We start from the raw sequence: 19,004 nt of genomic DNA, 5'->3' as shown, positions 1-19,004 counted from the left end.
GCCGGGACTCCCGGCGGCCGGTCATGGCGCTCAGACGCTCAGTTGTGCGCCGAGCGGGCCTTGAACAGGGCCCGCTTGGCGGCCTTGCCGACCTGCTTGTCCGGGTGGGCCTGCTCGATCGCCTCCAGCAGCTCCTCCAGGTGCGGGTGCGGCACCTTCCAGATGACGTCCAGGAGACCGACCAGGCTCGACGCCGTGCCGATGTCGTCGAGGCTGCTGACGAACTCCGGCCGGCCGAGACCGGCGGAGATGGTCAGCATGTCGAGGATCAGCCAGTGGGTGTCGGCCTGGGTGGGCGGGGGCGCGTCGTCCACGCCGAGCTGGGCCAGGTGGGTGGCCGCGTAGGGGTGCAGGGACGGCTCGCCCAGGGCGTCCCTCCAGGCGGGCACCGCCACCTCGCCGAGCGAGCCGACCATGCTGGCCGCCTGCACCCGGATCAGGGCGTCGGCGTCGTCCTCGGCGGCGGCCTCCAGCAGCTCACCGGCGGCCTTGGCGGGCTCGCGCAGCTCCATCCAGGCGGCGAACTCGGCGTCCGCCTCCTCCTCGGGCAGCTCCGCGCTGAAGGACAGCAGGTCGAAGGCGGTCATCGCGTCGATGGCGGGCCGGGCGTCCAGCTCGATGTCGGCGTCGTCGGCCAGGTGGACCACGCCCTCCATGCCGAGCGGGGTCAGCCGTACCTGGTCGTGCTCGACCTCGGTCATGCCGTACCCGGCGAGCCAGTCGAGGACGGGGTTGAGCGGGTCGCCGTACTTGGCGGTGGCCGCGGCCCACGCCTCGGCGCCGCGCTCGTCGTACTCGGCGGCGGCCTCGGTCAGCTCGGCGCGCAGCTCGGGGAGCGGCCTGGAACCGCTCGCCAGGAGCACCCGGACCAGCAGCGCCCGGGTCAGCCCGGAAAGGGCGATCGTGGCGTCCTCGTCGTCCAGCTCGGGGTCGCCGTAGTCGACCGAGTGCAGGCCGGCCATCCAGACGTCCAGGGCGTCGTCGTCGTCCTCGAACGGCCAGTCGGCGGCGTCGGGGTCGGCGCCGACGGTGTCCTCGCCCTCGGGCTGGAGGAAGTCCAGGTCGATGGCGAGGTTCCAGATGTTCCAGAGCGCGGGCACGCGGTCCGACAGCGGGCGGCCGTCATCCTGGGGGAGGGGCAGGCCCAGGGCGGCCATGGCCTCGGCGATCTCGGCGTCGGTGAGCAGGCTCGTCTCGCCCACCCGCCGCTCGGAGCCGACCCAGAGCGCGAGGTCGCGCGCCTTGCCGATCAGCGGCGCCTTCCGTACGGCCTCGGCCAGCTCCGCGTCGGGCCGCAGGCGGATCGTCGGCAGCTCGGCGAGCTCGTCGGCGAACGGCTCGAAGTCGCCCAGCCCCTCGATCTCCTCCTCGTCCTCCTCGTCGTAGTCCTCGTCGTCCTGCTCGGCGACGAGGTCCTCCATCGCGTCGACGAAGTCGTCCTCCAGCCGGTCGAGCTCGGACAGCAGGTCGCGGAGCGAGGAGGAGCCCTTGGCCAGCCGGCCGGTCTCCGACAGGAACGTCAGGTAGGCCCGCAGCGCGGGCACCATGCCGTCCGCCGCGGCGTCGGGGTCCTCCACGACCTGGGGCATCCGTTCGAGGAGCACCTTGCGCAGATCGGCACGCTTCCATCGGCTGACGTCGTCGGAGGCGGTCAGCCGGTGCCACAGGGCGACGGGACCGACCAGGTTGGAATCGGTGCCGGGCGCGTTCTCGCGCACCCAGAGGATGAAGTCCTGGAGCAGGGGACGCAGTTCCGCCGCGGCCGCCTCGATGCGATCTGTCACGCACCCAGACTAGGGGTCCGCAAGGGTGCTCGCCTCCTCATATCGCACCCGTCATCCGGCCCGTCGCCCCTTCGATCGGCGGCTCCGGCCGGCCCGCCGTACCGCGGGCCGGCCCGGGCGGCGGCGTGCCGCGTCCCCGGCCCGCCCGCCCCGGCGGCCTCCCCCGGCCGGTCCCTCGGCCGACCCCTCAGTAGACCCCTCCGCCGGTCTCTCGGCCGGTGCCTCAGTTGGCCCGTCGCATCGCCTCGGTGATCCGCTCGGCGGCGCTCACCACCGGCGCCGCGTGCAGGCGGCCCGGAGTGCGGGTGAGACGCTCGATCGGCCCGGAGACCGAGATGGCGGCGATCACCTTTCCGGCCGTGCCGCGGATCGGCGCCGACACACTGGCCACGCCCTGCTCGCGCTCACCGACGCTGTGGGACCAGCCCCTGCGCCGCACGCTCGCCAGTGTCGCCGCGGTGAACTTCGCGCCGCGCAGCCCCCGGTGCAGCCGGTCGGGCTCCTCCCACGCCAGCAGGATCTGCGCGGCGGATCCGGCGATCATAGGCAGCGCCGAGCCGACCGGCACGGTGTCGCGCAGCCCGCTGGAGCGCTCGGCGGCGGCCACGCACACGCGCTCGTCGCCCTGGCGGCGGTAGAGCTGGGCGCTCTCACCGGTCAGATCGCGCAGCTGGGCGAGGATCGGCGAGGCCACGGCCAGGAGCCGGTCCTCGCCCGCGGCCGTGGACAGCTCGGAGAGGCGCGGGCCGAGCACGAAGCGGCCCTGCGTGTCACGGGAGACGATGCGGTGGTGCTCGAGTGCGACGGCGAGCCGGTGGGCCGTGGGACGCGCCAGGCCGGTGGCCTGGACGAGCTGGGCGAGGGAGGCGGGACCGGCTTCGAGGGCGTTGAGCACGAGCACGGCCTTGTCCAGTACGCCGACTCCGCTAGAGTTGTCCATACACCGATACTGCCGTCTCGACATATGAGAAAGCAAGTCGGGTGCGGAATGGCTGATCGCAAGGAGGCGACATGGGCCGCACGCTGGCGGAGAAGGTCTGGGAGCAGCACGTCGTACGACGTGCCGAAGGGGAGCCCGATCTGCTCTACATCGACCTTCACCTCATCCACGAGGTGACCAGCCCGCAGGCCTTCGACGGTCTGCGCATGGCGGGCCGTCCGGTCCGGCGGCCCGAGTTGACCATCGCGACCGAGGACCACAACGTCCCGACCGTCCTCGGCCCGATCGAGGACCCCGTCTCGCGCACGCAGGTCGAGACGCTGCGCAAGAACTGCGCCGAGTTCGGCATCCGGCTGCACCCGATGGGCGACGCCGGCCAGGGCGTCGTGCACATCATCGGCCCGCAGTTCGGGCTGACCCAGCCGGGCATGACCATCGTCTGTGGCGATTCTCACACCTCGACCCACGGCGCCTTCGGGGCCATCGCCTTCGGCATCGGCACCTCGGAGGTGGAGCACGTCCTGGCCACCCAGACCCTGCCGGCCTACCGGCCGAGGACGATGGCCGTCGAGGTGTCCGGCGAGCTGCCGCCCGGCGTGACCGCCAAGGACCTCATCCTGGCCATCATCGCCAAGATCGGCACCGGCGGCGGCCAGGGGCACATCATCGAGTACCGCGGCGAGGCGATCCGCGGGCTGTCGATGGAGGGCCGGATGACGGTCTGCAACATGTCCATCGAGGCCGGCGCCCGTGCGGGCCTGATCGCCCCGGACGAGACCACGTTCGCCTATCTCAAGGGCCGTCCCCACGCGCCCACCGGCGCCGCCTGGGACACCGCCGTCGAGCACTGGCGCTCCCTGACGACCGACGAGGACGCCGTCTTCGACACGGTCGTGGAGATCGACGCCTCGACGCTGACCCCGTTCGTCACCTGGGGCACCAACCCGGGCCAGGGGGCCCCGCTCGGGGAGTCGGTGCCGGACCCGGAGCACACCTCCGATCCCGCCGCCGCCCGGCGCGCCCTGGAGTACATGGGCCTGACCGCGGGCACCCCGCTCCGCGAGATCGAGGTGGACACGGTCTTCATGGGCTCGTGCACCAACGGCCGCCTGGAGGACCTGCGGGCCGCGGCCGAGGTGCTGCGCGGCCGCAGGGTCGTCACCCGCACGCTGGTCGTCCCCGGCTCGATGCTGGTCAAGCTCCAGGCCGAGCAGGAGGGGCTGCACGAGGTGTTCAGGGCCGCCGGAGCCGAGTGGCGGGAGGCCGGGTGCTCGATGTGCCTGGGCATGAACCCCGACACCCTGGCCCCCGGTGAGCGCAGCGCCTCCACCTCCAACCGCAACTTCGAGGGACGCCAGGGCCGGGGCGGCCGCACCCACCTCGTCTCGCCCCAGGTCGCCGCGGCGACCGCCGTCACCGGCAGGCTGACCGCCCCCGCCGACCTGGACCAGGAGGTCTGATCACCATGGAAGCCTTCACCACCCACACCGGCCGGGCCGTGCCGCTGCGCCGCAGCAACGTCGACACCGACCAGATCATCCCGGCCGTCTGGCTCAAGCAGGTCAGCCGTACCGGGTTCGACAGGGGACTGTTCTCGGCCTGGCGCGAGGACCCCGGCTTCGTCCTGAACGACCCCGCCCGCCAGGGCGCGTCGATCCTGGTGGCCGGCCCCGACTTCGGCACCGGCTCCTCGCGCGAGCACGCCGTGTGGGCCCTGCAGCAGTACGGCTTCCGCGTCGTGATCGCCGCCCGCTTCGGTGACATCTTCCGCAACAACTCCACCAAGATGGGGCTGCTCCCGGTCGTCCTGCCGGCCACCACGGTCGAGGCGATCCAGGCGGCGACGGAGGCCGACCCCTCCCTGGAGGTCACCGTCGACCTGGCGGCACGCCAGGTGCGCTGGGCCGGCGAGACCGCCGCCTTCGAGATCGACGACTACACCCGCTGGCGGCTGATGGAGGGGCTGGACGACATCGGCCTGACCCTCCGCCACGCCGACGAGGTGACCGAGTACGAGAATGGTCGGCAGCCATGGTTGCCGACGACCGTCTGACGGACCCCGAAGAGGAGCTGGCGCGGCGGCTGCGCGAGGCGCACCGCCGCGTCCGCGGGCTCAGCCTGCCCGCCGATCGGCGGGAGCGCCTGGCCCGGCGGCTGATTTCGATCAACGACATGGCCAAGCGCAACGTGGGTCATGCCGCCCGACGCCTGGATTTATTCCTTCTAGACCTAGATGTTCTGGTTTCAGGCACGCCGAGTCCTGGAAACATTGCGGAAGGTGATTGAGTCATACGGCTCCGTCCCCTAATTTCAAGCGGGCAAGGGGTTTCTCGCTCTGTTGAGACCTCATGCCGTGACAAATCGGGTGATGACGGGGCGATCTGCCTCATGGCCCACTCCCAGACATCGGTAAGCAGGGGGAGCAAACCTATGAACAAGAAGGAACTCGTCGACGCGGTCGCTGATCGGGTCGGTGACAAGAAGACGGCGACCGAGGCCGTGAACGCGGTGATCGACACCATCCAGAAGACCGTCGCCCGTGGGGACAAGGTCTCCATCACGGGGTTCGGCGCGTTCGAGATGGTCAACAAGCCCGCCCGCACGGCCCGCAACCCTTCCACGGGCGCCGAGATCAAGGTCGCCGAGAGCTGGGGGCCGAAGTTCCGTCCCGGCTCCGACTTCAAGGAGCTCGTCAACACGGAGGGAAAGAAGGCCGCGAAGAAAAAGTAGGGCCTTCGTCCGGACGCCCGGGCCCCTGAGGGGTCCGGGCGTCCGGCTGTCCGGGCCCGGGAGCCGGCCGGGGCGCTCGGCCGTCCGGCGGGCCGCGTCCGGGTTCGGACGGGCGGCGGACGGGCGGCGGACGGGTCACCGCGCCCGTCAGGCCCGGCCGGGCAGCGGGAAGGTGGAGAGCGTGACGTAGGTGACCCGGCCCTCGTCGAGGAGGATGTTCACCCGCTGGCCGGGCCGGAGCAGCCGCAGCGGCCCCGCGTCGAACGCCTCCGCGCCGAACCGGAGCTCGGTCCCGTCGTCGAGGAACACCGACCCCGACCGGGTCGCCGCGTCGAAGATCCGCACCGTCGCCTGCACCCGACCAGCGTAGCCCGCGACCGCCCGCACCGGGCCGTACGGACATCGGCGCCCGCCGGGCCGTACGCGGGATCACCCCGCCTGTCCGTACGGATGTCCGTCCGCGCCGGCCGTACGCGGGATCACCCCGCCGGCCGCTCCGTGGCGCCCGTCTCGCCGGTCCCCGTCCTGTCGCCCCCCGTCTCGCCGGTCGCCGCGGCCTCGGCGGCGAACGACGCCAGGCCCCGGATGATGATCTCGACGCCGAGGTCGAAGCGCTCGTCGTTGGACCGGCCGAGCATGGAGTGCGACAGCGCCGTCAGGTGCGGGAAGCGCTCGGGCGGCAGTTCGGCGAAGTAGCGCTCCAGTGCCTCGCGCATCCCCTGCCACGTCAGCTCGTCGGTGGCGCGGTACCTGTCCTGCCACATGCTCTCCTCCAGGGCGAAGCCGTCCACGAAGGTGGAGAGCACGTCGCCGGCGGCCCCGGCGACGCGGTCGGGCAGGCCGGCGGCGCGGAACACCCCGAGGATCGCGTCCATGTGGGGGAGCATCTCCGGCTTGAACGGGACGGAGCCCATCGAGATCCTGGCCATGTCGCGGTGCGAGCGGAGCTTGGCCAGCGCGGCGCGGGCGTAGTCCCTGAGCTGCTCCCGCCACCGCTCCGGGTCGGGATCGGGCAGGTCCATGTCGGCGAAGAAGCGGGAGTACATCAGCTCCAGCAGCTCGTCCTTGCTGCTCACGTGGGCGTAGAGGGCCGAGACCGCGACGCCGAGCTCGGCCGCGACCATGCGCATGCTCAGCCGGTCGTAGCCCTCCCGGTCCAGGACGACGTACGCGGCCTCGACGATCCGGTCCCTGGTGAGGGGGATCCGGGGCGGGCGCGTCCGGCCGCGCGGGCGATCCCAGGGCAGGGTGGGCAGCTCGTCGCTCATGGCCTCAGTGTATGCCGAGGTGAACACTGATCACCGTAACGAACGCCGCTCTCTTTCAAGTCATATCTTGTTCTTCGACATGATGCGACATATCTTAAGAACAGCGTATCGTCTCCTGAACGCTGTTCATCAAGAGAACATCGATCAGCTAAACTGAACGCTGTTCACCGATGATGGACGCCATTCCCGCAGATCCCCGAGGAGTCCCCCATGGCCGCGGAACTGACCACCCCCGCTCCACCCGAGGCGGAGGCGCCCGCCTACCGCTGGCGCTGGGCCGCCCTGTTCGTGATCCTCGCCGCCGAGGTGATGGACCTTCTGGACGCGATGGTCACCAACATCGCCGCGCCCACCATCCGCGCCGAGATCGGCGGCACCGCCGCCACGATCCAGTGGCTCGGCGCCGCCTACACGCTCTCCATGGCCGTCGGCCTGATCACCGGGGGACGGCTGGGCGACATCTTCGGCCGCAGGCGGATGTTCCTGATCGGCGCGGCCGGGTTCACCGCCGGCTCGCTGCTGTGCGCCGTCGCCCAGTCCCCTGAGCTGCTCATCGCCGCACGGGTCGTGCAGGGCCTGTTCGGCGCGGTCATGCTCCCGCAGGGGCTCGGCATGATCAAGGAGATGTTCCCCCCGAAGGAGATGGCCACCGCGTTCGGCCTCTTCGGGCCCATCATGGGCCTGTCCTCGGTGGGCGGCCCCACCCTGGCGGGATGGCTGATCGAGGCCGACTTCTTCGGGACGGGCTGGCGCATGATCTTCCTGATCAACCTGCCGCTCGGCCTGGCCGCCGTGCTCGCCGGCCTGCGTTTCCTGCCCGAGTCGCGCTCGCCGCACCCGCTCCGGCTCGACGTGCCCGGCGTGCTGCTGGTCTCCGTCGCGAGCCTGCTGCTGGTCTACCCGCTGGTCCAGGGCCGGGAGAGCGGCTGGCCCGTCTGGGCCTTCGTCATGATGGCCGTCTCGCTCGCCGTCTTCGCCGCCTTCGGCTGGTTCGAGTCCCGCAGGAGCCGCGCCGGCGGCGACCCGCTGGTCGTGCCCAGCCTCTTCCGCAAGCGGGCCTTCACCGGCGGCCTGCTGACCGGCATGGTCTTCTTCTCGTCCATGACGGGCTTCACGCTGGTGTTCAACCTCTACACCCAGATCGGGCTCGGCTACTCGACGCTCAAGGCCGGCCTGGTCATGATCCCGTGGTCGCTGGGCATGATCGCGGGCTTCGGCGTCGCCCAGGCGGTGCAGCGGTTCGGGCGGCGGGCGCTGCAGGGCGGAGTCGTGATCATGGTGCTCGGCACGCTGGGCGTGCTGCTCACCATCGCGCTGGCGGGCGAGACCGTCACCGCCTGGCAGTTCGTCCCCGCCCTGGTGGTCACCGGGTTCGGCATGGGCCTGCTGATGGCGCCGTTCTTCGACATCGTGCTGGCCGGGGTCGAGCAGCACGAGACCGGCTCGGCCTCCGGCACGCTGACGGCCGTCCAGCAGCTCGGCGGCTCCTTCGGCGTCGCGCTGCTCGGCACGGTCTTCTTCGACCTGCTGACCTCGGGCACCGACATGGACTCCGCGATGCGGACCGTGCTGTGGGTGGTCGCGGCCATGCTCGTGGCGACCCTCGTCACCTCCTTCCTACTGCCGAAGCAGGCCCGCGAGGAGGCGGAGCCGGCCGGGCACTGAGCCCGGCCCGGACAGGATCTCAGCGAGGGGAGTTCCCCGGCGGGGACTCCCCTCCGGGTCTCCCGGCGCCCTCCGGCCTCCCCGCCCCCGCCAGCCTCCCGGCGATCTCCGCCGTACGGGGGCCGAGGCCCAGGGACAGGGCCACCCGCAGGTCGTCGGGGGTGTCCACGTCCCGGCGGACCGAGTCGACCCCGTGCAGGCACAGCTCCTTCGCGCCGCGCCGCAGGTGCCGGTCCCGTGACGGGCCGCCGAACCCCGGGGTGAACGGCACGCCGGGCCGTACGCCGTAGAAGGTCGTGCCGACCTCGGCGACGTCGGGGAGGAAGGACTGGTCGAACTCCCCGGCGGCGGCCAGCACGAGCGCCAGCTCCGCCGGGCGGAGCGCCGGCAGGTCCGCCTGGAGCGCGCCGACGGGACCGCCGGGCGCCAGCCGTACCGCCTCCAGGCCGCCGTGCCGCAGCGCCGCGTTCAGCCCGGCCTCCGGATCGCCGGTGACATGGGCGCCCACCTCCGCCAGCGCCGGGGCCGCCACCGGGTCACCCGTCACGACCACCACCCGGGCCACGGCCGCGCAGCGCAGGGCGGCCTCGACCGTGTCGCAGGCGATCGCCACGGCCAGCGCCGCCCGGTGCGGACCGGCCGCCTCCGACAGCCGGGTCTTGGCCGCGACGAGCGTCTTGACCGGCACGACCAGGGTCCAGCCGGGATTCTCCGCAGGAGGCATAGCCTTAGCATCCCGCCTCGACACCTCCCACGGCCAACCGGGACACTTGGGGCTGCACCGCACCTATATGGAGGAGCTCATGAGACGCCCTGGATGGCCTTCCCGGTTCTGGGTCGCAGTGGCGGTCACGATCGTCAAGCCCATCTCATGGCTCCTGGTCAGGAAGGACTGGCGCCGGGCCGACCGGCTGCCCAGGACCGGCGGGATCATCCTGGTCGCCAACCACCTGTCGTGGGTGGACCCCGTCCTGATCTCGCACTTCCTCGTCAACAACGGCCGCTGGCCGACGATCCTGGCCAAGTCGGGCCTCTTCTCGGTGCCGCTGCTCGGGCACGCGGTGCGGTCGCTGATGGCCGTCCCGGTGCACCGGGGCAGCGCCGAGGCCGCCCTCTCGCTCGCCGAGGCCGAGCGCAGGCTCGCCGAGGGGGCGTGCGTGCTGTTCTACCCCGAGGGCACCTGCACCCGCGACCCGGACCTGTGGCCGATGGAGGGCAAGACGGGCGCGGCCCGGCTGGCCCTGGCCACCGGCGTGCCGGTCATCCCGGTGGCACACTGGGGTGCCCAGGAGATCCTTCCCTACGGTTCCAAGAAGCCCAGGCTGCTGCCGCGCAAGACGTTCCGCACGTTGACCGGGCCGCCGGTGGACCTGTCGAAGTACGAGGGGCGGCCACCGCACGCCGACGTCCTTCGAGAGGTGACCGCCGACATCATGGCGGCTATCACGGCGCTCCTCGCCGAACTGCGCGAGGAGGAGCCGCCCAAGACGCCGTTCAAGAAACCTGTGCACCACTGACTTCGACGTACGGTGATGAAATGACCAAGGCGGCTGTATTCGGTACGGGCTCATGGGGAACCACCTTCGCGATGATCATGGCGAGGGCGGGCACCCGGACGACGCTCTGGGGCCGCAGGCCCGAGATCGTCGAGGCGATCGATCGCCGCCACGAGAACCCCGACTACCTCCCGGGGGTGACGCTTCCGGAGTCGCTGCGCGCCACGACCGACCCGGCCGAGGCCCTCGAAGGCGCCGACTTCGTGGTCCTCGCGGTGCCCTCCCAGACGCTGCGCGAGAACCTCAGCCGCTGGACGCCGCACCTGCCGCCGGAGGCGGTGCTGGTGAGCCTGATGAAGGGCGTCGAACTCGGCACCACCAAGCGGATGAGCGAGGTGATCCGCGAGGTCGCCGGAGTGCCCGAGGAGCGGGTCGCGGTGGTGTCCGGCCCCAACCTGGTCGGTGAGATCGTCCGGGGCCAGCCCGCGGCGACCGTCGTGGCCTGCACCGACGAGCGCGCCATGGAGCGCCTCCAGGAGGCGTGCCACCTGCCGTGGTTCCGCCCCTACACCAACCCCGACGTGGTGGGCGTCGAGCTCGGCGGGGCGGTGAAGAACGTCATCGCCCTCGGGGTCGGTGTCGCGGCCGGCATGGGCCTCGGCGCCAACGTCGGCGCGATGCTGATGACGCGCGGGCTGGCGGAGATCTCCCGCCTGGGCGCGGCGCTCGGCGCGGACCCGCACACCTTCGCCGGACTCGCCGGGATGGGCGACCTGGTGGCCACCTGCACCTCCCCGCTCTCCCGCAACCGCACCTTCGGCGAGAACCTCGGCCGGGGCATGAAGATGGCCGAGGTCATCGCCGCGACGAAGCAGACCGCCGAGGGCGTCAAGTCGTGCGAGTCGGTCCTGGCGCTGGCCAGGAAACACGACGTGGAGATGCCGATCACCGAGGTGGTCGTGGCGATCGTCCACGACGGCATGCCGCCGGACGAGGCGGCGGTCCTGCTGATGTCCCGGACCCCCAAGCCGGAGCGGTACGGCGTCTGAGGCCGGGCGTCCGCGTGTTCCGCGCCCGCCCCGGGTGCGCGCGTCCCGTGCCCGTACGGCCGCCCGCCGGGCCCGGGTGGCCTGCGGCCTGCCTGTCAGCGCGTCAGATAACCGGGACGACCCGCTGGAGACGGTACATTCGGTCATCATGAGCGAGCAGCACGAAACCCGGCCCCGGGTCGCGGTCGTCTTCGGCGGCCGTAACTCCGAGCACTCCGTCTCCCTCCTCGGAGCCGGGAGCGTGCTCGACGTCATCGACCGGTCCAAGTACGAGGTGATCCCCGTGGGGATCGCCCAGGACGGGCGCTGGGTGCTCGTCTCCGACCGGCAGCGGTACGCGATCGAGGGCCGGGAGCTGCCGTCCGTCGACGCGGAGGGCACGGCTCTGGCGCTGCCCTCCGGCAGCGGCACGCTGGTCGCCTACGAGCCGAGCCGGGTCCCGGAGGAGCTCGGCCGGGTGGACGTCGTCTTCCCGGTGATGCACGGGCCCTTCGCCGAGGACGGCACCCTCCAGGGGCTGCTGGAGATGGCCGGGGTCCGCTACGTCGGCTCCGGGGTGCTGGCCAGCGCGGTCGGCATGGACAAGGGCTACATGAAGCTGGTGCTGGCCGCCGCCGGGCTGCCCGTCGGCCCATACGTCGTGATCCGCGACCGCGACTGGCGGACCGACCGCCAGCGGGTCCTGAAGGAGGTCGAGGAGCTCGGCTGGCCGGTCTTCGTCAAGCCCGCCCGTGCCGGCTCCAGCCAGGGCATCTCCAGGGCCACCGACCTGGGCGAGCTGGAGCGGGCCGTCGAGTTCGCCCGCGAGCACGACCCCAAGGTGCTGGTGGAGGCGGCGATCGACGGGCGCGAGATCGAGTGCGCGGTGCTGGAGTCCCCCGGGGACGAGGCGCCGCGGGCCAGCCTGGCGGGCGAGGTCATGGTCGCCGGCGGCCAAGACTTCTACGACTTCGAGGCGAAGTACATCAGCGACGCCACCTCCGTGGCGGTGCCCGCCGACATCCCCGACGACGTCGCCGAGAGCCTTCGGGCGATGGCCGTGCGCGCCTTCGAGGCACTGGACTGCGAGGGCCTGGCCAGGGTCGACTTCTTTTACACCCCGGACGGCCGACTGATCGTCAACGAGATCAACACGATGCCCGGCTTCACCGCGACGTCGGTCGCGCCGCGGCTGTGGGCGGCCAGCGGGCTTCCCTACCCCGAGCTGGTCGACCGGCTGATCCAGCTCGCCCTGCACCGCGCCACCGGCCTGCGCTGACCCGGCTCGCCCGGCGCCGCTCCCCGGCCCGTGCCCGGCTCGCCTCACGCCGTGCGGGCCGGCGGAGCCGTACTACGGGCCGTGCCGCGCGGGTGACGGCGTCCGCACCGGTCCCGTCACCTCCGCGCGAGGGTACGGCGTCCCCGGGGCGGCGGGGCCACGTCCGCGGCACGGCCCGGCGCAATGTTGGCGTGCACCTGCCCGGGGCCGAGGCCGTGCCGTTCGGCGAGCCGGTCGGCGACGACCCCCGTGGTGAAGGCGTAGACGCCCTTGTGCAGCAGGTCCACCACGAGCTCGCGCCGGGGCCAGGTCCACGGCGGGGCGCCCACGCCGGTCGCGTTCTCCAGCGTCTGGTCGTTGGTGAGCCGCACCACCCAGAACATCGCCGAGGACCACGGGCCGCGCAGCCCGGCGGTCGCCATCATGCCGCGCAGCACGCCGAGCAGGCATCCCTGTCCGAGGTGCATCGCCAGGTTGAGCGGCACGGGCTGCCCGGCCGGCATCTCGGGCAGCCCGGTCAGCCGCTCCAGCACCCGGGCCGGCACGCGGGAGTCGGGTCGCCCGGTCAGGCGCTGCTCCACCTTCTCCGCCAGCGTCATGGCGACCGCGCCGGCCGCCCCCGCTATCAACCCTTCAAATACTGCTTTTCTCCACATTTGTCCTGGATGCCCGTTGTGGTTGGGCTTAAGCAGCCCGCGGAGGCGTCCCGACGTGGGCGGGAATCCCTCCCCGCGCCGTCCCGGTACGGGTCACCCCGTCTGGGGCAGCGCCGCCTTGATCGGGGCCGCGAGGTCGACGAGGACGCTCTCCGACACGTGCTTGCGGGAGACCGTCACCTCGACGTACGCCTCCCGGCCGATCGCGGTGAACAGCAGGGGCCGGGCCGGGTCCGAGAACCACGCCACCCCGTCGATCTCCGGCACCTCGGCGGTGGCCGACATGGACGGCGGCCTGGGCACCCCGCAGCGCAGCGCGATCTCGCCGCCGCCCCAGACCGCGACGTACGGCGACGCGGGCTCCGACTCCGTCCGCTCCGCGCCGTCGAGCTCGGCCGGAAGCCGCCCGCCGAGCGCCCGGCATCCGGCGGCGGCCTGTCCCTGCGGAGCGGGCGGCTCCACCCGGACCGGGCCGCCGCACCCGGCCAGGGCCAGCAGGGCGCAGGCACAGGCGGCCCAGCGGGCGGGCCGGGACGGCGTCCGGCGCCTCCCCGTGGCGCTCGGACCTTCCGTGACTCTCGGACTCCCCGTGGTGTTCGGGTCTCCCACGACGCTCGGACCTTCGGTGATGTTCGGGCTTTCCGTGACGCTCGGCTTTCCGTGACGCTCAGATGTGGACGATGGGGCACGTGAGCGTGCGCGTGATCCCCTCGACCCCCTGGATCCTGGCCACGACGAGCTTGCCCAGCTCGTCGACGTTCCGCGCCTCGGCGCGGACGATCACATCGTAGGGCCCGGTGACGTCCTCCGCCTGCGTGACACCGGGGATTCCCGCGATCTGCCCGGCCACGCTCGCGGCCTTGCCGACCTCGGTCTGGATAAGGATGTAGGCCTGCACCATAACGTCCTCCGGGGCGATTGGATCAGTGCCGAAGGGCCACCGTACCCTGTGATGAACAGGAGGTGCGCCATCACAGTCGGAGATCTCGGCGAATTCGGGATTGTCTCACGTATTTCCGGACGTCTGCCACAGGAAGGGGCGGTATTACTCGGTCCCGGCGACGACGCGGCGCTGTTGCGGGCCCCCGACGGGCGGGTCGTCGTGACGACGGACCTCCTGATCGAGGGTAGGCACTTCCGCCGCGATTGGTCCAGCGGCTACGACATCGGCCGCAAGGCCGCCGCGCAGAACCTCTCCGACGTCGCGGCGATGGGCGCCCGCCCCACCGGCATCGTGGTCGGCCTCGGCCTGCCCGCCGACGCGTCCACCGGCTGGCTGGACGACCTCACCGACGGCTTGCGCGACGAGTGCGACCTGGTCGGCGCCAGCGTGGTCGGCGGCGACGTCACCCGCTGCGACGCGGTGGTGATCGGGGTCACCGCCCTGGGTGACCTGGGCGGGCGCGCGCCGGTCACCCGCTCGGGGGCGCGCCCAGGAGACGTGGTCGCGGTGACGGGACGGCTCGGGCACGCCGCCGCCGGCCTCGCGCTGCTCCGCGCGGGCGTGACCGTTCCCGCGGAGCAGGCCGGGCTCGTCGAGGCGCACCGCCGTCCTCTCCCGCCGTACGCCCGCGGTCCGGAGGCGGCCGGGCTAGGCGCCACGGCGATGCTCGACGTCAGCGACGGCCTGCTGCAGGACCTCGGCCACGTGGCGCGGGCCAGTGGCGTCGGCGTCGTGCTCGACCCCGTACGCCTCCCCGTGCCCGGCGCGCTGCGCGAGGCCGCGGACCTGCTCGGCGCCGACCCCCTGGAATGGGTCCTTTCCGGCGGAGACGACCACGCGCTCGCCGCGACCTTCCCGAACGGCGTAGCGTTGCCCTCGGAGTGGACCATGGTCGGCCGGATCATCGAGGGCGGGGGAGTGCGGGTCGAGGGACGCTCGGTGGAGCACGGCGGCTGGGACCACTTCCGCGAGTGACGCGTGCCACCGATGTGACCCCAGTGAAATTTGCCCCCAAGGGTTACTGAACTGGTATGAAGATGTGCTGTCGGAATTCCTGGTGGAAGGGGCGACATGGGCCGCCATGGTGGACATAGGGAAAACGCCCGCCGTGTACAGCGGGAACGTGACCCGGAGCTCCCCGAGGAGACCCGCAGTCTCGACACGCCGGTCGGCCGGCGTCTCCGGCCCGAGGAGTCGGCGGAGACCGTGACCCTCACGACCGGGACCGGCGAGGCCGAGACCGTCACCCGTGCGGGCTTCCTGGGCTCGGGCTGGACGGCCACGTCCGAGATGCCGGAGCCGGCCTGGCCGGAGGACCGCCGGCGGGCCGGGCGGGGGAAGAAGACCGTGCTCGCCGTCGCCGCGGTGACCGTGGTGCTGGGCGGGACCTTCGGGGGCGTCCGCCTGCTGAGCGGCTCGGAGACGGCTCCGGACGCGGCGTGCCCGCCGCGCGGCTGCCACGCGACGGCCTTCGACGAGCCGGACGGCTCCGCCTCGCTCCCCCCGGAGGAGGAGAGCCCGCCCGGCGACGAGACCGAGCCGCCCGCCGGGGAGTCCCCGGCCGCCGGGGAGAGCGCGACCCCGGCTCCCGTGACGCCCCGGACGCAGCAGCGCCGCTCCGGCCGCACGCCCACCGCGACGCCGCGTCCGGAGGACACCCGTGTCCCGCGCCGCGCCCAGCACTCGCGGCCGGTCGACAGGTCCGGCGAGGACGCCGCCCCCGGCCCCGGTGACCAGTCGTACGTCGTCGGCCCCACCACCGGCCCTCGGCACGACACGGCGGAGACCCCGCAGGCCACCACCCCGCCGCCGGTCGAGCAGACCCCCGAGACGCAGTCGTCCACGGCGGAGCCGGCCGCCGCCTCCGTCCCGGGCGCGGCCCTGCGGGTCGGGTTCGGCGTCGTACGGCAGAGGCAGCAGGCGTACACCGCCCGGCTCGTGGTCGCCGCGGACGAGCGCCTCCCCGGACTGGACCTGAGCCTGCCGGTCGGCGGAGAGGTCACCTCGGTCGAGGGCGCCGGCTGGCGGCAGGACGGCGACACCCTGGTGATCGAGTCGGCCGAGGACATGGACGCGGGGGAGAGGCTGGTCCTCACCGTGACCGCGCAGGGCCGGGCCGAGACCCCGCGGACCTGCCGAAGCCCGCAGGGGAAGTGCACGGTCGGCTGAGCGGGACCGCACCTGGTTGGATGGCGGTATGACCGATTCGATCCCTCCCCGCGTACTGACCGTCGCCGGTTCCGACTCCGGCGGCGGCGCGGGCATCCAGGCCGACCTGAAGACCATGCTCGCCCTCGGCGTGCACGGCATGAGCGTCATCTCCGCCGTGACGGCGCAGAACTCGCTGGGCGTGCAGGGGTACTGGGAGCTTCCCCCCGAGGCGGTGCGCGCGCAGCTCGACTCGGTGCTGGGCGACATCGGGGTCCAGGCCGTCAAGACGGGGATGCTCGCCTCACCCGTGCTCGTCGAGACGGTCGCGGAGGTGCTCGCCGGGGTGGACGCGCCGGTGGTGGTGGACCCGGTGGGGGTCTCCAAGCACGGCGACGCGCTGCTGGCGCCCGAGGCCGTGGACACGGTGCGGACCCGGCTGCTGCCGACGGCCACCGTCGTCACCCCCAACCTCTGGGAGGTGGCCCAGCTCACCGGGGTGAAGGTGGAGGAGGAGGGCGACATGCGCCGGGCCGCCGACGCGGTCCTCACGATGGGGCCCGCCTGGGTGCTGGTCAAGGGCGGCCACCTGCCGGGCGCGCCGGTCGACCTGCTGACCGACGGCGTCCGGGAGTTCCGCTTCACCGCCGAACGGCACGACAACCGGCACACCCACGGCACCGGCTGCACGCTGGCCTCGGCCATCGCCTCCTACCTCGCCCTCGGCGAGGACGTTCCGGGGGCGGTGGGCAGGGCCAAGGAGTACGTCACGGGCGCGATCGCCCGGGGGTTCCCGCTGGGCGCGGGCATCGGCCCCGTCGACCACGGCTGGCTCTGGCGCTGACGGCCGGGGTCCCGCCTCCGCCCGGCCCTCGGGCGCGGCGCGGCGGCGGGCCGGGCGGACCATGCGGGTGCGGCCCCGGAAAAGGCGGCAGCCCGCCGTTCCCTCAGCGGGTACGGCGGGCTGCGCGGGAGGTCTGACTAGCGGGCGACCTTGCCGGCCTTGATGCAGGAGGTGCACACGTTCATCCGCTTCGGCGTACCGTTCACCACCGCGCGCACGGTCTGGATGTTGGGGTTCCAGCGGCGGCGGGTGCGGCGGTGCGAATGGGAGATGTTGTTGCCGAAGGTCGGCTTCTTAGCGCAGACGTCGCAGACGGAAGCCACGATTCGCTCCTTAGATCGGTAGAGAGGCTCGATCCGCCTCGCTAGCGGGCGGTCATCGGGCACGCCGGGACGACCGGCTGGCCACACGAGGATATCCGATGTCCGGCCGTGCGTGCCAACAGGAGCCGTCACGCCTGGTCGAACGGAGATAATCTCCAGGACAACCGTAGCGCATCCCCGGCGGGTCGCTTCCGTGGTCCGGTGGGACGCGCGGCGGAGCGACCCCGCGGCGACGGGCAGGAGGGCGGGCATGCTGCAGGTTCTCGACGCGCCGGCGGTGCGGCGCTGGTCCCGGCTGGCCGCGGAGACCCTGGGCCGGGCCCGGCGGGAGATCGACGCGCTCAACGTCTTCCCCGTCCCCGACGGTGACACCGGCACCAACCTGCACCTGACCATGCTCTCGGCGGCCGAGGCGCTCGACGAGCTGCCCGCCGACGCCGACACCGCGACCACCTGGCAGGCGTTCGCCCGGGGCGCGCTGCTCGGGGCCCGCGGCAACTCCGGCGTCATCGTCAGCCAGGCGCTGCGCGGCCTCGCCGAGGTGCTGCGGACCGCCGAGGGCCGGGGGGCCGACCTCGGACGCGGGCTGGTCAGGGCCGCCGAACTGGCCCGCGAGGCGGTGGCCAGGCCGGTGGAGGGCACGGTGCTCAGCGTGCTCACCGCCGCCGCCGGGGCCGTGCGGGGGCTGTCGGCGGACCTGGCGGCGGTGGCCGGGAAGGCCGCCGAGGAGGCGCGCGCGGCGCTGCGCCGTACGCCGGGCCAGCTCGACGTGCTGGCCAGGAGCGGGGTCGTGGACGCGGGCGGGGCAGGGCTGGCCCTCATCCTGGAGAGCCTCGCCGCGGTGGTCACCGGCTCCTACCCCGGCCGGCCCGACGTCCCCGCGCCGGCCCGCGGGACCATGCCCGGACCTGTCGCCGAGCCGCAGGGCGGGCCCTGCTACGAGGTCATGTACCTGCTGGACGCCGGCGCGGACGCGGTCGGGCGGCTGCGCCGGGAGCTCGACGCGCTCGGCGACTCCCTGGTGGTCGTGGGCGGCGACGACCTGTGGAACGTCCACGTCCACGTGGACGACGCGGGGGCGGCGATCGAGGCGGGCATGGCGGCGGGCAGACCCCACCGGATCAGGGTGACCTACCTCGGCGGACCCGGGCACACCCATCCGCCCGCCCGCCGCCGGGGCGTGGTGGCGGTGGCCGCGGGCCCCGCGCTGGGCGCGGTGTTCGGGCAGGCGGGAGCGGTGGTGGTGCGAAGGGAGCCCGGGTCCAGCCCGCCGCTGGCGGCGGTCCTCGCCGCGATCCGCGAGGCGGGCTCGGAGGTCGCGGTGCTGCCCAACGACGACGGCACGCGAGAGGTGGCGACGGCCGCCGCCGAGATCGCCCGGGAGGAGGGCCTGACCGTGGCCGTGCTGCCCACCAGGGCCTCGGTGCAGGGGCTGGCCGCGCTGGCGGTCCACGACCCGCTGCGCCGCTTCGACGACGACGTGGTCGCCATGACCGAGGCCGCCGCGCACACCCGCCACGGGCACGTCTGGGTGGCCGACCGGGAGGTCATGACGAGCGCCGGACTGGTCGCGCCGGGAGACGTCCTGGGCGTGGTCGACGGCGACGCGGCGGTGGTCGGCGCCGACGTCACCGGCGTCGCGATCGAGATCGTCCGCCGCATGATGACCCCCGCCAGTGAGCTGGTGACCATGCTGGAGGGCGCCGGCGCGCCGCCCGGTCTGGCCGGCGCCGTACGCGACCACCTGGCCGAGGAGAGGCCCGACGTGGAGGTCGTCGTGTACGAGGGCGGTCAGGGCGGCTACCCGCTGCTCGTCGGCGTGGAGTGAGCCGCGCCCGGGTGCGGCCCGGCGGCGTGCCGTCCGGTTCCGCGGACCCGGTGGGGCGGCACGCGCCGGTTC

At 73.1% G+C, this 19,004-nt stretch carries 21 protein-coding genes; 12 read left to right on the top strand and 9 right to left on the bottom strand.

What is annotated here, in order from left to right; genetic code table 11:
* Positions 1–38: 38 nt before the first annotated feature.
* Both HDA43_RS22395 and HDA43_RS22390 read right to left on the bottom strand, forming a co-directional pair.
* Positions 39–1,784 carry a hypothetical protein gene (locus tag HDA43_RS22395; protein ID WP_179824841.1) on the bottom strand — a complete coding sequence of 582 codons (1,746 nt, stop codon included), beginning with the start codon at positions 1,782–1,784 and terminating at the stop codon, positions 39–41.
* A 223-nt stretch (positions 1,785–2,007) separates the two neighbouring features.
* Positions 2,008–2,724, bottom strand: a complete 717-nt coding sequence (locus HDA43_RS22390) for an IclR family transcriptional regulator (RefSeq protein WP_179824839.1) — start codon at positions 2,722–2,724, stop codon at positions 2,008–2,010.
* Between the two features lie 71 nt (positions 2,725–2,795).
* On the opposite strand from HDA43_RS22390, the gene leuC reads away from it, so the two are divergent.
* The 4 genes from leuC (at position 2,796) to HDA43_RS22370 (ending at position 5,454) form a co-directional block, all read left to right on the top strand.
* The gene (leuC, locus tag HDA43_RS22385; protein ID WP_179824837.1) at positions 2,796–4,184 is read left to right on the top strand and encodes a 3-isopropylmalate dehydratase large subunit; all 1,389 of its coding nucleotides are present in this window, start codon (positions 2,796–2,798) and stop codon (positions 4,182–4,184) included.
* A 5-nt stretch (positions 4,185–4,189) separates the two neighbouring features.
* The gene (gene leuD, locus HDA43_RS22380; protein ID WP_179824834.1) at positions 4,190–4,777 is read left to right on the top strand and encodes a 3-isopropylmalate dehydratase small subunit; all 588 of its coding nucleotides are present in this window, start codon (positions 4,190–4,192) and stop codon (positions 4,775–4,777) included.
* Positions 4,756–5,010 carry an SCO5555 family protein gene (locus HDA43_RS22375; RefSeq protein WP_179824832.1) on the top strand — a complete coding sequence of 85 codons (255 nt, stop codon included), beginning with the start codon at positions 4,756–4,758 and terminating at the stop codon, positions 5,008–5,010. Before leuD ends, HDA43_RS22375 begins: the two co-directional genes overlap by 22 nt.
* Before the next feature lie 144 nt (positions 5,011–5,154).
* Complete coding sequence (locus HDA43_RS22370) at positions 5,155–5,454, top strand: HU family DNA-binding protein (protein ID WP_179824830.1); 300 nt, start codon at positions 5,155–5,157, stop codon at positions 5,452–5,454.
* 147 nt (positions 5,455–5,601) lie between these two features.
* Here the strand turns inward: HDA43_RS22370 and HDA43_RS22365 are convergent, their stop codons facing one another.
* Together HDA43_RS22365 and HDA43_RS22360 are read right to left on the bottom strand one after the other, a co-directional pair.
* On the bottom strand, positions 5,602–5,811 hold the full coding sequence (locus HDA43_RS22365) for a hypothetical protein (protein ID WP_179824828.1): 210 nt from the start codon (positions 5,809–5,811) through the stop codon (positions 5,602–5,604).
* A gap of 122 nt (positions 5,812–5,933) precedes the next feature.
* A complete protein-coding gene (locus tag HDA43_RS22360; RefSeq protein ID WP_179824826.1) occupies positions 5,934–6,722 on the bottom strand; it encodes a TetR/AcrR family transcriptional regulator in 789 nt (262 codons plus the stop codon).
* A 210-nt stretch (positions 6,723–6,932) separates the two neighbouring features.
* On the opposite strand from HDA43_RS22360, the gene HDA43_RS22355 reads away from it, so the two are divergent.
* Positions 6,933–8,387, top strand: coding sequence for an MFS transporter (locus HDA43_RS22355; RefSeq protein WP_179824824.1), 1,455 nt, complete (start codon positions 6,933–6,935; stop codon positions 8,385–8,387).
* Between the two features lie 19 nt (positions 8,388–8,406).
* On the opposite strand, the gene cofC is transcribed toward HDA43_RS22355, so the two are convergent.
* The gene (gene cofC, locus HDA43_RS22350; protein WP_179824822.1) at positions 8,407–9,111 is read right to left on the bottom strand and encodes a 2-phospho-L-lactate guanylyltransferase; all 705 of its coding nucleotides are present in this window, start codon (positions 9,109–9,111) and stop codon (positions 8,407–8,409) included.
* Between the two features lie 79 nt (positions 9,112–9,190).
* Here cofC and HDA43_RS22345 point away from each other — a divergent pair, with 79 nt between their 5' ends.
* From HDA43_RS22345 to HDA43_RS22335, 3 genes are all read left to right on the top strand, one after another.
* Positions 9,191–9,904 (top strand): lysophospholipid acyltransferase family protein, encoded by a 714-nt coding sequence (locus tag HDA43_RS22345; RefSeq protein WP_179824820.1) that lies wholly within the window; start codon positions 9,191–9,193, stop codon positions 9,902–9,904.
* Positions 9,905–9,924: 20 nt separating this feature from the next.
* Positions 9,925–10,932, top strand: coding sequence for an NAD(P)H-dependent glycerol-3-phosphate dehydrogenase (locus HDA43_RS22340; protein ID WP_179824818.1), 1,008 nt, complete (start codon positions 9,925–9,927; stop codon positions 10,930–10,932).
* A gap of 148 nt (positions 10,933–11,080) precedes the next feature.
* Positions 11,081–12,190 carry a D-alanine--D-alanine ligase family protein gene (locus tag HDA43_RS22335; RefSeq protein ID WP_179824816.1) on the top strand — a complete coding sequence of 370 codons (1,110 nt, stop codon included), beginning with the start codon at positions 11,081–11,083 and terminating at the stop codon, positions 12,188–12,190.
* Between the two features lie 116 nt (positions 12,191–12,306).
* Here HDA43_RS22335 and HDA43_RS22330 read toward each other — a convergent pair whose 3' ends face one another.
* From HDA43_RS22330 to HDA43_RS22320, 3 genes are all read right to left on the bottom strand, one after another.
* On the bottom strand, positions 12,307–12,819 hold the full coding sequence (locus HDA43_RS22330) for a hypothetical protein (protein ID WP_218912364.1): 513 nt from the start codon (positions 12,817–12,819) through the stop codon (positions 12,307–12,309).
* Positions 12,820–12,939: 120 nt separating this feature from the next.
* Entirely contained in the window at positions 12,940–13,455 is a 516-nt protein-coding gene (locus HDA43_RS22325; protein ID WP_312873494.1) for a DUF3515 domain-containing protein, read from the bottom strand.
* 58 nt (positions 13,456–13,513) lie between these two features.
* A complete protein-coding gene (locus tag HDA43_RS22320) occupies positions 13,514–13,747 on the bottom strand; it encodes an Lrp/AsnC family transcriptional regulator (protein ID WP_179824812.1) in 234 nt (77 codons plus the stop codon).
* A gap of 51 nt (positions 13,748–13,798) precedes the next feature.
* On the opposite strand from HDA43_RS22320, the gene HDA43_RS22315 reads away from it, so the two are divergent.
* The 3 genes from HDA43_RS22315 to thiD all read left to right on the top strand — a co-directional run bounded on the left by HDA43_RS22315 (position 13,799) and on the right by thiD (position 16,781).
* Positions 13,799–14,764 carry a thiamine-phosphate kinase gene (locus HDA43_RS22315; RefSeq protein ID WP_179824810.1) on the top strand — a complete coding sequence of 322 codons (966 nt, stop codon included), beginning with the start codon at positions 13,799–13,801 and terminating at the stop codon, positions 14,762–14,764.
* Positions 14,765–14,995: 231 nt separating this feature from the next.
* Positions 14,996–15,958: a hypothetical protein gene (locus HDA43_RS22310; RefSeq protein ID WP_179824808.1), complete on the top strand. Its 963-nt coding sequence runs from the start codon at positions 14,996–14,998 to the stop codon at positions 15,956–15,958.
* A 28-nt stretch (positions 15,959–15,986) separates the two neighbouring features.
* Positions 15,987–16,781 carry a bifunctional hydroxymethylpyrimidine kinase/phosphomethylpyrimidine kinase gene (gene thiD / locus HDA43_RS22305; RefSeq protein ID WP_179824806.1) on the top strand — a complete coding sequence of 265 codons (795 nt, stop codon included), beginning with the start codon at positions 15,987–15,989 and terminating at the stop codon, positions 16,779–16,781.
* Positions 16,782–16,918: 137 nt separating this feature from the next.
* On the opposite strand, the gene rpmB is transcribed toward thiD, so the two are convergent.
* Positions 16,919–17,104: a 50S ribosomal protein L28 gene (gene rpmB, locus HDA43_RS22300; RefSeq protein ID WP_179824804.1), complete on the bottom strand. Its 186-nt coding sequence runs from the start codon at positions 17,102–17,104 to the stop codon at positions 16,919–16,921.
* A gap of 250 nt (positions 17,105–17,354) precedes the next feature.
* Here rpmB and fakA point away from each other — a divergent pair, with 250 nt between their 5' ends.
* Positions 17,355–18,932 (top strand): fatty acid kinase ATP-binding subunit FakA, encoded by a 1,578-nt coding sequence (fakA, locus tag HDA43_RS22295; protein ID WP_179824802.1) that lies wholly within the window; start codon positions 17,355–17,357, stop codon positions 18,930–18,932.
* Positions 18,933–19,004: the final 72 nt, after the last annotated feature.

It is taken from the genome of Streptosporangium sandarakinum (assembly GCF_013409935.1).
Lineage (GTDB): Bacteria > Actinomycetota > Actinomycetes > Streptosporangiales > Streptosporangiaceae > Streptosporangium > Streptosporangium nondiastaticum.
Note: the sequence above shows the minus strand (reverse complement) of the source record. Positions and strands in the feature narration are given on the sequence as shown.